This window comes from Cupriavidus cauae, from assembly GCF_026210475.1.
Classification (GTDB): Bacteria; Pseudomonadota; Gammaproteobacteria; order Burkholderiales; family Burkholderiaceae; genus Cupriavidus; species Cupriavidus cauae.
Genome location: NZ_CP080294.1, coordinates 1,728,684 through 1,742,097, shown reverse-complemented (window position 1 = coordinate 1,742,097; position 13,414 = coordinate 1,728,684). Strand labels below are relative to the sequence as shown.

Genomic DNA, 13,414 nt, shown 5'->3' with positions numbered 1-13,414 from the left:
CGCACAACCATATGTGAAATATGATTTCGGAATCCAATCCATACGGATCGCATATGGATCTCCGCCAGCTGCGCTATTTCATCGCGGTCGCCGAGGAAGGCAACTACAGCCGCGCCGCCGAGCGGCTGCATATCTCGCAGCCGCCGCTGAGCCAGCAGATCAAGTCGCTGGAGGGCGCGCTGCGGGTCACGCTGTTCGAACGCGGCCGGCATGGCGCGCGGCTGACGCGCGCCGGCGAGGCGCTGCTGACGCGGGCGCGCCGCATCGTCGACGACTGCGAATCGGTGGAACGGCAGGTGCGGCGCGTGGCGGAAGGACTGGAGGGCTATCTGCGCATCGGCATCATCAACTCGGTGATGTACGGCCCGCTGCCGCTGACGCTGCGCCAGTTCCAGCTGCGCAATCCCGGCGTCGAATGGACGCTGCACGAACTGCTGCCCGACCAGCAGTACGAGGCGCTGGCGCGCGGTCGCATCGACGTGGGGTTTTCGTGCAGCGCGGCGGCGCGCAGCGACCTGCGCTCGATCCTGGTCTATGCGCAGCCGCTGGTGGTGGCGATGGCGGCCGACCATCCGCTGGCGGGCGCGCAGCGCGTCTCGCTGCGGCAGCTGTCCGGCGATGCCTTCGTGCTGCTGAACATGCAAAGCCCGATGATCCGCAATGTGCTGGCTGCCTGCCTGCGCGAGGGCTTCGAGCCGCGCGTGATGCACGAATCGATCGATCCGGAGACGGTGCTGGGGCTGGTGGGCGCGGGCGTCGGCGTCAGCGTGCTGCCGGCCTCGCTGTCGGCCACGCGGCGCGACGACGTCAGCTACGTGCCGCTGGCCGCGCGCGGGCTCGACGCCGACCTGCATGCGACCGTGCGGCGCGAGCATGCGCTGCCCGCGCTGGAGCGGTTTCTCGCGCTGCTGGAGGACGTCACGCGGGGCTGGCACCGCGAGGTGTTCGGCGACGGCGCGGCGCCGGGCGGTAGAGGCTGGCCGGCGGCGGGGGAGCGGGACGCCAGGGGCGGGGTGAAGCGCGACACCGCGCGCGATGTGAAGCGCGATGTGAAGCGCGATGTGAAGCGCGATGTGAAGCGCGACACCGACCGCGACACCAAGCGCAATAGCAAGCGCAAGGTCAGGCCGGCGTCATCACCACCTTGATGCAACCGTCGTGCTTGTCGCGGAAGGTCTCGTACATCGACGGCCCTTCCGCCAGCGTGACGCGATGCGAGATCACGAAGGTCGGATCGATCTGCCCGTCGATGATGCGCTGGAGCAGATCGTCGGTCCAGCGGTTGACGTGGGTCTGGCCGGTACGGATCGTCAGGCCCTTGTTCATCAGCGCGCCCATCGGAATCTTGTCGACCAGTCCGCCGTAGACGCCGGGGATCGACACGATGCCGCCGGGCCGGCAGACATAAATCATCTCGCGCAGCACGTGCGGCCGGTCGGTCTCCAGCATCACGGCCTGCTTGACGCGGTCGTAGATCGAATCGAGCGAGCGCGTCGCATGCGCCTCGAGCCCGACCGCGTCGATGCACTTGTCCGGCCCCTTGCCCTGCGTGATCTCGTTGAGCGCCTCGAGCACGCTCTGGTTCTCGAAATCGATCGGCGTCACGCGGTCGGGGCCGAGCTGCTGCGCCATGCGCAGGCGTTCGGGCACGCGGTCGATCACCACCACCTGCTTGGCCCCCATCAGCAGCGCCGACAGGATGCAGAACTGGCCGACTGGTCCCGCGCCCCATATCGCGACGATGTCGTCGGGCTGGATGTCGCATTGCGCCGCGGCCTGCCAGCCGGTCGGCAGGATGTCGCCAAGAAACAGCACCTGTTCGTCGCTCAGTTCGGCCGGCACCTTGACCGGCGCCACGTCGGCATAGGGCACGCGCACGTATTCGGCCTGCCCGCCCGCATAGCCGCCGGTCAGATGGGTGTAGCCGAACAGCCCGGCGGTGGTGTGGCCGAACATCTTGTCGGCCGCGTCCTTGTTGCGGTTGGTGCGCTCGCACACAGAGAAATTGCCGCGCCGGCATTGATCGCATTCGCCGCAGATAATGGTGAACGGCACCACCACGCGGTCGCCGACACGCAGCCGGCGGTTCTCCGCGCCGACCTCGACCACCTCGCCCATGAACTCGTGGCCCATGATGTCGCCGTGCTCCATGCCGGGCACGAAGCCGTCATACAGGTGCAGGTCCGAGCCGCAGATCGCGCAGCTGCTGACGCGGATGATGGCGTCGCGCGGGTGCTCGATCACGGGATCGGGAACGGTGTCGTAGCGGATATCGTGCTTGCCGTGCCAGCAAAGGGCTTTCATCGCGGGCTCCCCAGGGAAGAGCGGCACGCCAGTCGCGCCGCATGGGGCGGGAATGCAAGCGCTGTTCCACGGGGATGGCAGGCGGTTGGGCGTCGCGAAGTCTCCCTTCGGTGGCACCGGGCGGCGCGAAACTTACATGTGGGGGAAGAAGTTTCACTCAGCCCGGCAGCGCGATCGTAAACGTGGTGCCGCGTCCCGGCGCGCTGTCGACGCCGACATGGCCGCCGTGCCGCTCGACCACCGTCTTGACGAACAGCAGGCCCAGCCCGCTGCCTTCGCGTACCGGGCGGCCCTCTTCCTGCAGCCGGCTGAACGGCTGGAACAGGCGTGCCTGCTCCTCGGGCGCGATGCCGGGCCCCTGGTCGGAGACCGATACCATCAGGCCGCCATCGCTGCCGTCGTCGTGCCGCACGCGGCCGGCGCGCACGGTGACGGTGCCGCCCGGCGGGCTGTACTTGACCGCGTTGTCGATCAGGTTGGAGACGGCGCGCATCAGCAGTGCCGCTTCGCCGTACAGCATCATCTCCTCGTTGCCGGTCTGCACCGCGACGGTCACGCGGCGCGCCTGCGCCAACGCCCACAGCGAATCGGCGGCGTCCATCAGCACCGTGGTCAGGTCGACCTCGGCAAAGCGCAGATGCTGCGACTCGGCCCGCGCGAGCTGGATGAAGTCGTCGGCCAGCGCCAGCGTGCGGCCCGCGTGGTGGCGGATCCGTTCGAGCAGCACCGGCGGTTCGAGCGCGCGCGCCGGGTCGGCCTGCAGCTCGACCAGCGCGAGGATCGACGCCTGCGGCGAGCGCATGTCGTGCGAGATGAAGCGCAGCGTTTCCTCGCGCTGGCGCTCGGCCAGCCGCACCTGCGTGATGTCGATGAAGCTGATGCTGAAGCCGGCGACCTCGCCCGCGTTGCCGCGCAGCGGTGCGCCGCGCAGCAGCATCGCACGCTGGTCGTGGGTCTGCAGCTCGACGCCGGCGCGCTCGCCGCGCGTCGGCGCCGCGCCGTTGTCGGCGGCGCGCCTGAGCCGATCCCAGTAATCGAGCCCGCCTTGAGGCGGCGCGAAGATGTCGGCGACCAGCGTATCGAGCAAGGGCCGCGCCCCGCCCTCGGCATTGAGCGAGGACAGCAGCCGCGGCGACAGCGCCACCGCGCCGGCATTGGCCAGCAGGATGCTGCCGTCGGCATCGCAGATCACGGTGGCATCGGGCAGGTTCTCCAGCCCGTCGGACAGCAGGCGGCGCAGGTCGCGCTGCCGCGTGATCATCCGGTACAGCGCGCTCATGCGCGTGTCCAGCGTACCGCCGGCCAGCGGCGGCGCGCTCTTGCCGCCCGGCAGCGCCGGCTCGCGTTCGAGCCGCGCCACTTCGGCCGACAGGAAGGTCAGCGCCGATTCCTGCCGCCGCCAGCTCCACAGCGGATAGAACACCAGGCAGGCCAGGATCGCCGGCACCGGCGAGAACCACAGCCGCTCGAAATGCATCAGCGCCACGCTGGCGCCGAACAGCCCGACGATCACCGCGGCGCTGACCAGCAGGGCGTCGCGCGGGGACATCAGCAGCGCCGCCAGGCACGCGAGCAGCACCGGCAGCAGCGTCAGCGGCCAGTACCAGGCGCGCGGCAACGGCACGATGCCGTTGTCGTCGAGCAGCGCCTGCGCGGCGTTGGCCAGCAGCTCGACGCCGCTGATGCCGGCGCCGTTCTTCGACAGCGGCGCGGAGAACATGTCGCCAAGACCCGTCGCGCCGGCGCCGACCAGCACCAGCTTGTCGCGGAACAGCTCGGGTGGAATGGCGCCGCTGAGCACGTCGATTGCCGACACCGTGCGGAAGGTGCCGATCGGTCCGGCAAACGGAATGCCCAGGCGATGGCGGCGATGCCATTCGCCGGCAAGCGTCTCGTCGACCGGCACCTGCCGGTAGCTGTCCAGCGGCCGCTGCGGCTGGCCGAACTGCACCAGGCGCACGACGAAATGGTCGAGCATCTGGCCCGGCAGGCCTTCCTGCAGATAGAGATGGCGGGCGAGCCCGTCGACGTCGGTGGCGATATTGATGTGGCCGACATCGGCGCCGAGCGCGGGCAGCGGATAGCTGAGGCGATAGCCGTCGCGCACCGGCTCGGCCAGCGCGGGGATGATCACGTTGCCGGCGCGCGCCATGCTGACCGCCAGCGCCTCGTCGTCCTCGGGATGGCGCCAGTCCGGCTCAACCAGCAGCACGTCGAGCCCGATCACGCGCGCGCCGCCGTCGGCCAGCCGATCGACCAGTCCCGCCAGCAGCGAACGCCGCCACGGCCAGCGGCCCACCGCGGACAGCGACTCATCGTCGATCGAGACGATCAGGATGTCGTCGCGCGGCGCGTGCTGCTGCGCGGCGATGCCGATGTCATAGACGGCCAGGTCCAGCCGCTGGCTCGCGCCGAAATCCGCGCGCACCGCGGCCAGCACCATTACCAGCATCGTCAGCACCAGCCATTCGACCAGCGTGCGCCGATGAAAGCCTGCAATCAGGCCGCTGCCCGCGGCCGAGCGCAACTGGGTGCGCAATTGGGGCAGCCGAAAGCGGCTATCCGCCACGGCGCACACTGCCGCTGGCAGTACCGATCGGAGCCCCCGTGCCGTCGCGCAGATGCTCGTGGACTTCGATGCGTTGCGGGGCCGAGAACGGCGACTCGCTGCCATCGCGCTCGATGCGGGCGATCCGCACGTAATAGACGCCGGCCGGCGGACGCGGCAGCGCCGCGGTGTCCGACTCGATGCGCTCGTCCTGCAGCGGCCGGGCAAAACCCGGCTCGTCGGCCAGCTGCACGCGATAGGCCAGCGGCGCGAAGGCCTCGGGCTGCTGCGCGGCGCCCCAGCGCACGCGCAGCGCGCCGCCGTTGTCCTCGATCACGCTGACGCCCGGCGCCGGCGGCAGCAGCCGGAACGCGACCGGCGCGCTCCACGGGCCCGCCTGCCCCTTGGCATCGACCGAGCGCACGCGCCACCACCAGTCGCCCGGCGCCAGCGTCTGCTGCGTGCCTGCCTCACGGGTGTTGCCCTGCGCGGCCAGCGTGCCGAAACTGGCGTCCGCGGCGATCTCGAAGCGGTACTCGGCGGCGCTGTCCACCGCCGCCCATTGCAGTTCCGCCACGATGCCGTGCACCGTGCTGCGCGGCGCCGGCTCGACCGTATAGGGCGCCGGCGGATTGAGCCGCACCGTCAGCGGCGCGATCGCGGCGTTGCCGGGAATGCGGTTGCGGTCGATGGCGCGCACCTCGAGATAGGCCGGGCCATCGGGCAGTCCGGTCAGCGCCGCGGCCGCCGGCGTGACGGTAGCGGCGTAGACCGCTTCGGTACGCTCGGCGTCGCGCGTCACGCGAACCAGATAGCCGATCGCGCCCTTGACCGGCTGCCAGCCCACTTCGGCATGGCTGGCGTAGATCGGCTCGGCCGGCACCGCGCTCAGCGTCGGCGCCGCCAGCAGCGTGTACACCACCGCGTCGCCCGCGCTGCCGACGGCGACGCCGTGGCCCGCGGTGACCATGCGCTTGGCGCGCCGGGCGCGCACCGCCACGGTGCCCTCGAGCACCGCGCTGCGGTTGGCGCGCCGGCCAGGCTCGTCGGGCTGGCCGGCATCGACCGCGTAGCGGGTGCCGCGCACCCCGGTGACCATCATCGGCGTGCGGATCTCGAAGCGGCCGACCCCGGTCCCGCCCGGCGCGACGCGCGACTCGATGCCGCCACGATCGACCTCCATCACGGTATCGCCCAGGCCCGTGCCGGCAAACACGCGCAGGCGCTTGACCTGCAGCCGCGTGTTCGGCGGCATCGCGACGCGCGTGCCGTCGGGCAGCTCGAAGGTGACGAGGCCATCGGCGCCGGTTTGCAGCCAGGCCGCCTCGTCGACGCGCATGCCGGGCCGCAGCGCCGCGCCGTTGGCGTCGGCCTGGCCGAGCACCGACACCACGCGCGCGCTCGCGACCGTCACCGGAATGCGGGCGAGCGGTATCCGGACCTGAGTGCCGATCGGCAGCCGGTACGGATCGGCGACGCGGTTCAGCGCCTTCAGCTCGCGCCAGACGTCGGCGCGGCCGGTATAGCGCTGGGCGACCCAGAACAGCGTATCGCCGGGCTCGACCTGATGCAGGAAATACTCGCCATCGGCACCGGCCGGGCCTGCTTGCGCCGGCGCGAACGCGACCAGCGCCCATGCGGCAATCGCGGCCCTGACCAACGTGATGGCCGTGGCGGCCACAGTGGCCCCTGTAGCCGCGGTGGCGACGGTGGCCCCTGTGGCCGCGGTGGCGGTCACCACCCCGCCCTTACGCACCATCGGCCGGCCCCGCGCAGCGCTCGAAACGATAGCCGTAGGAATACACCGAGGCCAGCCGCACGCCGTTCTCCGGCCGCAGGCCGAGCTTGATGCGCAGCCGCGACAGATGGGTGTCCAGCGTGCGCGAACTGGCGCCGAGCGAGCGGCCCCATACCGCCTGCTCGACGACGTCGCGCGGCAGCAGCCGATCCATGTTGCGGAACAGGTAGAGCGCGAGATCGAACTCGCGCGGCGCGATATCGACCTCGACGCCGTTCAGGCTGGCGGTGCGCGCCACCGGATCGAGCCGATAGGCGCCCACCACGATGGCCTCGTTGGCCGGGGTGGACGGATAGGTCCGGCGCAGCAGTGCGCCGACGCGGGCCAGCAGCTCGCCGCGCCGCACCGGCTTGATCATGTAGTCGTCGGCGCCGCCGGCCAGGCCCATCACGATGTCCTCTTCCAGCGAGCGGCTGGTCAGGAACAGGATCGGCGGGTACTGCCCCGAATGCAGCCGGACGTGGGTCACCACGTCATAGCCGCTGATGTCGGGCAATTGCCAGTCCATCACCAGCAGATCGTAGGAGCGCTCGCGCATCGCGCGCAGGAAGGCCTTGCCGCCCGAAAAACTGTCGCAGGCATGTCCGGCGCTGGCCAGGATCTGCTGGATCAGTTCGGCCTGGCTGGGATCGTCTTCGACCGATGCGATATTCATGTTCTTCTCAGTGACTGGTCGGTTCGCCGCTTGCCCGGCACGGCGACGCGGGCAGGCGTGATGGGATGAGTTCGGTCAATGCAATGATGTGTCGAATTGTAACTGCGTCGGTCACCATACCGCGCTCCACCGCCTTATCTTCGCCGCCCGATTCGCATTACTGCAACATATAAGTTTCATATTCCAGGCGCTCGAGCCGGCGGTCCAGCAGCACCAGCGCGATCGCCACCACGATCAGCGCGGCGAACGCAAAGCCATAGCCGTACCACGCCGGACCCAGCGCCAGCGTCATCTGCGTCAGCCCGACGTTCAGCGCCACGAAGGCGGCCCCGAGCAGCAGGATTTCGCGGCGCCGGTCCAGATGGAAATAGACGCTGAGCGTGGCGAGCAGCACCACGTAAAGGCCCGCGCCGACCACGTCGACGTGCAGCAGCGGCAGGTACAGGTCGGCCATGCCGAACAGCGCCAGCAGCGGCCGGCCCAGCGCGAACAGCAGCAGCGCGGCGATCGCCAGCAGCTTGACGACTTCGTACAGGCCCAGCCGGACGGCCCGCACCATGGCGTCGCGCGCCGCCTCGATCCGCTGCAGCGAGCCGCCGCCGCGCACCGCGTCGGCGAAGGCATCGTAATGGGCGACGAACTCCCGTTCGATGCGCAGCGCGAACGCCGCCATCGCCGGCACGACGGCCAGCCAGGCCAGAAACACCGGGACGTCGTAGATCGCCGAGGCATGCAGCGGCCCGATGACGCGCTGCCCCGTGCCGGCGTGGTACCAGAACTGCAGCTTGTCGGCCCAGAGGCCCAGCGGGTACAGCAGGCCGATCGCCATCAGGCTCGGATGGCGATGGCGCCGGGCAAACAGCTCGAACGACAGCAGGCATGGGTTGCTGTCGCTGCGGTCGCTGCGGTCGCTGCGGTGATGGCGATGGTAGAGATAGCCGCGATGGATCGGTATCGCCGTGCCGGCGAGCAACACCAGCTCGCCGATCACGAAGGCGCCCAGCAGCCCCTCCAGGCCGAAGCCGCGCAGCGCCAGCGCGGCAAGCGCCGCCACCGCATAGCCGGCCACGAAGGCGCAGGCGATCGCGCGGTACTGCTTCATGCCGGACAGAAAGGTCACCGCGATCCAGACATGGCACATCAGCACGAAGCCCGCCAGCATCAGCGCGCGATACCACGCCGATTGCTGCGGGAACGCCCACAGCGCGCACGCCAGGCCAAGCAGGCCGGCCAGCACGGTGACCACCAGCCCCACCGCATGCACGCCCGGCAGCACCGCCTCTGCGCGATCTTCCCCGAGACGGCCCGCGGCGTAGCGGACCAGATGAAGCTGCAGCGGTCCGGTCAGCATCAGGCTGACCGCGATCAGATGGATCGCCGATACCTGGAACTGCACGGCCTGCGCGTCCGGCAATCCCGTCGGCAGCCGGAGCACGCCGATCAGCAGAACGCCCGCGATCGCCAGCACCCAGGCACCGCAAGCGAGCACGCTGGCGAAGCCGTAGGCCTGCAGCGTGCCGCCAACGCGATTGCGGTCCCGCAAGCCGCGCAGGAAGAAAGTCAGGTCCACCATCATGGCGCTCCCGCGAAGGGGCAACGGCCGGCCGGCAGCCGTTCGCCGGCCGGATTCGACATGGTCGCCGGGGGCAACGCCGGCCGGCCCACGCCGGCACGTCCGCCCGCGTCGGCGTGCGGTTTCGCTGCGAGATGCTGGTACAGCTGCCGGTAGCTGGCCACCATCGCATGCTGGGTGTAATAGCGCTCGGCGCGCACGATCGCCGCGCGCTGTGCGGCACGCCACCGCTCGTCATCGCCGAGCAGCGCGACCGCCTCGCGGGCCAATGCGCCGGGATCGGCAATGCGCACCACTGCGCCCGCCGCGCCCAGTGCCATGTCTTCGTCGCCGACGCCCTCGATCAGCTCGCGGCAGGCGCCGACATCGGTGGCCACGCACGGCACGCCGGCGGCGAACGCCTGCAGCACCGCCGGCGGCAGCGCCTCGCTGATCGAGCTCAGTACCAGCACGCCGACCTGCGGCAGCAGCTCGTCGAGGCGCCGCGGGCCGAGGAAGCGCACGTTGCCGGCCAGTCCCAGGCCTTGCACCAGACCGCGGCATTCGCGCGCGTATTCCGGATCCTCGTCCTCGGCCCCGGCAATCCACCCCTGCGCATCGGGACACTGCCTGACCACGGTCAGCATCGCGCGGATGAAGGTCTTGACGTCCTTGCGCGGCACCACCCGGCCCGCCAGGCACAGTACCTGCGGCACGCGCTCCGGCCGCTGCGCGCGCAGCGGCGCCAGCGCGGGCAGATCGATGCCGTTCGGGATGGTGCGCGTGCGGCTGGCCGGCGCGCCGTCCCGCACCTGCCCGCGGCGGTTGCCTTCATAGAGCGCGACGATCTCGTCCGCCGCCTCGTAGCAGACGCGCCCCAGCGATTCGAAGAAGCGCAGCCACAGCTCGCGGCAATAGTCCGTTTCCGGGACATCGTGCTCGACGGCGTTGCCGCCGCGGCGATGCTGCGGGTCGCGATAGGGGTTGTCGCGCTGCCAGCGCGACTGGAACCAATCGATGCCGTGCTCGCGCGCAGGGATCGCGTGCTGCGACACCAGCAACGGGCGATCATGCCGGTAGCGCAGCATCGCCCCGAGCAAGCCGGCATAGCCGGTCGATGCCGCGTGGTAGACGCGCGCCGGCATCAGCGTCGCCGCGATCCGCGCCAGCCGCCACAGCGGCCGGTGCATCGTGCGTACGCTCCAGAAGTAGTCGGAGAACGAGGTGTCGGTGCAATGGCGGCGGTACTGCTCCACGATCATGTCCCAGGCGGGCCGGCTGTGCAGGAAGGCGTGTTCCGACAGCCGGCCCTCCTTTCCCTCCTTTCCCTCCTTTCCCTCCTCGCCCTCCTCGCCCTGCGCGTCCATCAGCGCGTTGATCAGCTCGCGCATCGCGGCGCTTGCCTGCACGTGTCCGCCGTTCGCGTTGTTGACGCCGCCGGCGCCGTGGCTGCCGCCGACGCCGTTAATACCCTTGCCGCGCTGGCGCAGCAGATCGTGCAGGCGCGCCCCATCGGCGAAGGCCTGTGCCTCCGCCCGCTGTCGCGGCACCGTGGCGGCCGGTTCGTCGTCATGCAGGCAATGCGTCTCCAGATGCAGGACATTGTCCGGCAGCGCGACCGCCATCTCGCCGCAGGCCTCGCGCCGGTCGCCGATCACGACGACCGCGAAGGTGGTCTGCGGGAAGGCCCGGATCATCCGCTCGGCCCATCCCGGCGCGGCTGCCCTCGCGAAGGGATGGCTGCCTTCAAGCAGCAGCGCAATATCGACCTGCGCGGCCCGCGCGCCCCCCGTAACCCCGGCGCGCCCCGCGCGCCTCGCGTCCGGCGCGGCGGCGTGAGCAGTTGGCGCGGGGGCTGCTGCGAAGGGCGCGTTTGGCGTGTTCGGCGCGGTCATGTTCATGATGTCCAGTAGCGCAGCACGGGCTGAAGCTGCGGCAGCGCCGGCAGCGACGCGGCCTGGCGCAGGCCCTGCATCGCGGCCCTGGTCGCCGCGAAATCGCCCTCCAGATAGGCCGCCTCGGCCAGCAGCGGCCAGGCGCGCTCGCGCGGAAAGCCGAGCGCGATGGCACGCTGCAGCGCGGCGCGCGCGGCGGCGGGGTCGCGGCGGGCCAGCGCCAGCCGTCCGCGCAGTTGCCACAGGCCGGCCGCCGGGCTCGCCACGCCGGAACCGTCGGCGGCGCGCACGTACAGCGTCGTCGCGCCCGGCGCCTCCGACAATGCCTGCAGCGCGGCCTCGGCGTGGCGGTCCGCCTGCTCGAGCGTGTGGCCGCGCACGTCGCCCTGCGCGAGGTTCTGGTAGACCAGCTCCCAGTGCAGCTGCGCCAGACGTTCGTGCGCCGCGGCCCGGCCGGCCGGATCGCCGTCCGCCAGGGCGTGCAGGCAGTCCTGCGCCTGGAGGATCTGCCGCGTCAGCCGCTGCTCGGCGGCGTTGAGCATGCCGTAAGCCAGCAGCCTGACGTCCTCGCCGCTGTCCTCGAGCAGCGCGCGCAGCAGCGGACCGGTGCTGCGCGCCGGCATCGCCTCCAGCCCCGCCAGTGCGGCCAGGCGGCGCATATCGGAAGCGGCGGCGTTGGCGGCGCCGGCCCGCAGCAGGCCAGCTGCGCGACCGCGATCGTCGCCGGCGTCCGGCCGATTCGCCGGCCGATCAGGAACGCAGGCCCCCATTGCGCCCGCGAACTCGGGCAGCGCCACGGAAGCCATGCCGCCGATGGCCGGCGTACGATGCCCGAGCCTGGCCAGCGCCATGCCGGGCAGCACGACCAGCAGGCCGCCCAGCGGAACCAGCGCGCCGGCGACGAACAGATACGCCGACGTCGTGCGCGAGGCCACGCGGGAGGCCACGCGGAACGGCATGCGAACGTGCCGGGACAGCAGGCGCTGCAGCGGCATCGCCAGCAGCGCGGCCGCCAGCGCCTGCATGCCCAGATACGCCAGCAGCGCGCCGGTTGCCTCGGTCGCGCCGTTGCCGTGCGGCAGCACCGCCAGCGCGGCCAGTTGCACCGCGCCGCCGGCGACGGCAAGCAGGGCCTCAAGCATCGTCGCTCCCGGACAGCCCCCGCGCGGCGCGGCCCTGGCAGCGCTGCAGCAGGCGGCGCAGCGGTTCGGGATCGCCATCGGCGGGCACCGGCAGAGTATGGATGCCGATCCGTCCCCGTTCGAAATCGATGCCGAACTGCGCCTGCAGCATCCGTTCGATCCGCAGCAGATAGCCGGACGCGGCCTCGCCATCGGCCAGCGGCATCAGCGTCGTCAGCACGCGTTGCGGGCCGCCCTCGCAGGCCCACCCCAGATCGAGCGCGCGGCGGCTGCGCACGGCCTGTTCGAACCAGTCGGCGCTGTGCTCGTCGGCGCCGAAGGCCAGCGCGACGACGGTGCTGGCGATGCCTGCCTCGCGCCGCAGTCGCGCCAGCCGCGCATAGTCCAGCGCGAACTCGTGCGGGCAGTCGGGCAGCACGCGCTCGACCGCGCGCGCCGCCTCGGCATGCTCGACGCCGTCGGCGTAATAGCCAAGCAGCACCAGCAGCAGTTCGAGGTTGTCGTGATGCAGCGCGAGGAACGGCATGCGCTCGATGACCAGCACGCCGAGCAGGCGATCGGGACCGGCCAGTACCGGTGCCACGGCGAGGTAGCGGCTGTGCATGCCATCGCCGCCAGCGCCGCCATCAGCGCTGCGATGCGCCAGCTGACGGGTCTGCAGACAGCGCCGCAGCAGCGGATCGCCGGCATCGAGCCTGCAGCCCGGTCCGACCGTCGCCGCGGCTTTCGGCAACACCCGCTCGCCGTCGCAGGGATACAGCGCCGCGGCCTCGAGCTGACAGGCCTGCGCGGCCAGTTGCATCATCGGTACCGCCGCGGCCAGGGCCCGGGGCGGCAAGCGCTCGCCGCGTACCGCCGCCGCCAATTGCGGCTCGACCCCGGCCTGCTCGGCGGTCGCCGTGCGCAGCCGGGCCAGCGTATCGCGCAGCGTGGTGGGCCGGGCCAGCAGATCGCTTTCGAGCCGAGCATGCGAGATGCGCAGCAGATAGTGCTGCCTGGTCAGCGCCGCCAGGCGTTCGTCGAGATAGCGGTGGATCGAACGCTGGCGCGCCAGCCGGCTGGCGCAAACGTCGCCGAACTGTCCGGCCAACAGCACCAGCAGCGTGCCGCCGATGAAGAACGGTCGCGGAAACGCCCCGGCCTGGGCGCCGATCCGGTGGAACAGGAACCAGCCGCCGAGCAGCATCAGCGCCGCGCCGATGCCGGCCAGCGTGCCGTAGCGCAGCGCCAGTACCAGCGGCAACAGCCAGGCCCAGGGAAAGCCCAGGTCGAGCAGCAAGGGATTGCCGGGCATCGCCGCATAGCACAGCGCCATCGCCGCGGTCATCAGCACGGTCAGTTCCAGCACGGCGCCGCGGGCATTGCCGGCGCCCATGGCGGGCGCCAGCCATGCCGCACGGACATCGTCCGCCCGGTGGATCGGACCGATCGTGCCCGCGGCCGCGCGCCGGTCGCCCATCGCCGTTGCACTCATTCGCTTCTCCGGATCCAACACTTGCATGCTGTCAGCGTGCGCGGCA

General features: G+C 71.1%; 9 protein-coding genes. 1 reads left to right on the top strand and 8 read right to left on the bottom strand.

Annotation, left to right across the window (positions count from 1 at the left end; genetic code table 11):
* The first annotated feature begins 53 nt into the window (after positions 1-53).
* On the top strand, positions 54-1,148 hold the full coding sequence (locus tag KZ686_RS23010; RefSeq protein WP_265633788.1) for a LysR substrate-binding domain-containing protein: 1,095 nt from the start codon (positions 54-56) through the stop codon (positions 1,146-1,148).
* Here KZ686_RS23010 and KZ686_RS23005 read toward each other — a convergent pair.
* The 8 genes from KZ686_RS23005 to KZ686_RS22970 all read right to left on the bottom strand — a co-directional run bounded on the left by KZ686_RS23005 (position 1,123) and on the right by KZ686_RS22970 (position 13,368).
* Entirely contained in the window at positions 1,123-2,304 is a 1,182-nt protein-coding gene (locus tag KZ686_RS23005; protein ID WP_265633787.1) for a zinc-dependent alcohol dehydrogenase, read from the bottom strand. The two genes, KZ686_RS23010 and KZ686_RS23005, sit on opposite strands and share 26 nt — an antisense overlap.
* 157 nt (positions 2,305-2,461) lie before the next feature.
* Positions 2,462-4,843, bottom strand: coding sequence for a CHASE2 domain-containing protein (locus KZ686_RS23000; protein ID WP_265633785.1), 2,382 nt, complete (start codon positions 4,841-4,843; stop codon positions 2,462-2,464).
* 19 nt (positions 4,844-4,862) lie between these two features.
* Positions 4,863-6,611 carry a FecR domain-containing protein gene (locus KZ686_RS22995; RefSeq protein WP_265633784.1) on the bottom strand — a complete coding sequence of 583 codons (1,749 nt, stop codon included), beginning with the start codon at positions 6,609-6,611 and terminating at the stop codon, positions 4,863-4,865.
* A complete protein-coding gene (locus tag KZ686_RS22990; RefSeq protein ID WP_265633783.1) occupies positions 6,601-7,305 on the bottom strand; it encodes a response regulator transcription factor in 705 nt (234 codons plus the stop codon). Before KZ686_RS22990 ends, KZ686_RS22995 begins: the two co-directional genes overlap by 11 nt.
* 157 nt (positions 7,306-7,462) lie before the next feature.
* Positions 7,463-8,878, bottom strand: a complete 1,416-nt coding sequence (gene pelG, locus KZ686_RS22985) for an exopolysaccharide Pel transporter PelG (protein ID WP_265633782.1) — start codon at positions 8,876-8,878, stop codon at positions 7,463-7,465.
* Positions 8,878-10,752 (bottom strand): GT4 family glycosyltransferase PelF, encoded by a 1,875-nt coding sequence (pelF, locus tag KZ686_RS22980; RefSeq protein ID WP_265633781.1) that lies wholly within the window; start codon positions 10,750-10,752, stop codon positions 8,878-8,880. Before pelF ends, pelG begins: the two co-directional genes overlap by 1 nt.
* Positions 10,753-10,754: 2 nt before the next feature.
* Positions 10,755-11,894, bottom strand: coding sequence for a lipopolysaccharide N-acetylglucosaminyl transferase (locus tag KZ686_RS22975; protein WP_265633780.1), 1,140 nt, complete (start codon positions 11,892-11,894; stop codon positions 10,755-10,757).
* Positions 11,887-13,368, bottom strand: a complete 1,482-nt coding sequence (locus KZ686_RS22970) for a PelD GGDEF domain-containing protein (RefSeq protein ID WP_265633779.1) — start codon at positions 13,366-13,368, stop codon at positions 11,887-11,889. Before KZ686_RS22970 ends, KZ686_RS22975 begins: the two co-directional genes overlap by 8 nt.
* Positions 13,369-13,414 lie beyond the last annotated feature (46 nt).

Coding starts and splice junctions, on each gene's coding strand:
- KZ686_RS23005 (WP_265633787.1), bottom strand. CDS start 2,304: ATGAAAGCCCTTTGCTGGCACGGCAAGCACGATATCCGCTACGACACC.
- pelG (WP_265633782.1), bottom strand. CDS start 8,878: ATGGTGGACCTGACTTTCTTCCTGCGCGGCTTGCGGGACCGCAATCGC.
- KZ686_RS22975 (WP_265633780.1), bottom strand. CDS start 11,894: ATGCTTGAGGCCCTGCTTGCCGTCGCCGGCGGCGCGGTGCAACTGGCC.
- KZ686_RS22970 (WP_265633779.1), bottom strand. CDS start 13,368: ATGAGTGCAACGGCGATGGGCGACCGGCGCGCGGCCGCGGGCACGATC.
- pelF (WP_265633781.1), bottom strand. CDS start 10,752: ATGACCGCGCCGAACACGCCAAACGCGCCCTTCGCAGCAGCCCCCGCG.
- KZ686_RS22990 (WP_265633783.1), bottom strand. CDS start 7,305: ATGAATATCGCATCGGTCGAAGACGATCCCAGCCAGGCCGAACTGATC.
- KZ686_RS23010 (WP_265633788.1), top strand. CDS start 54: ATGGATCTCCGCCAGCTGCGCTATTTCATCGCGGTCGCCGAGGAAGGC.
- KZ686_RS22995 (WP_265633784.1), bottom strand. CDS start 6,611: ATGGTGCGTAAGGGCGGGGTGGTGACCGCCACCGCGGCCACAGGGGCC.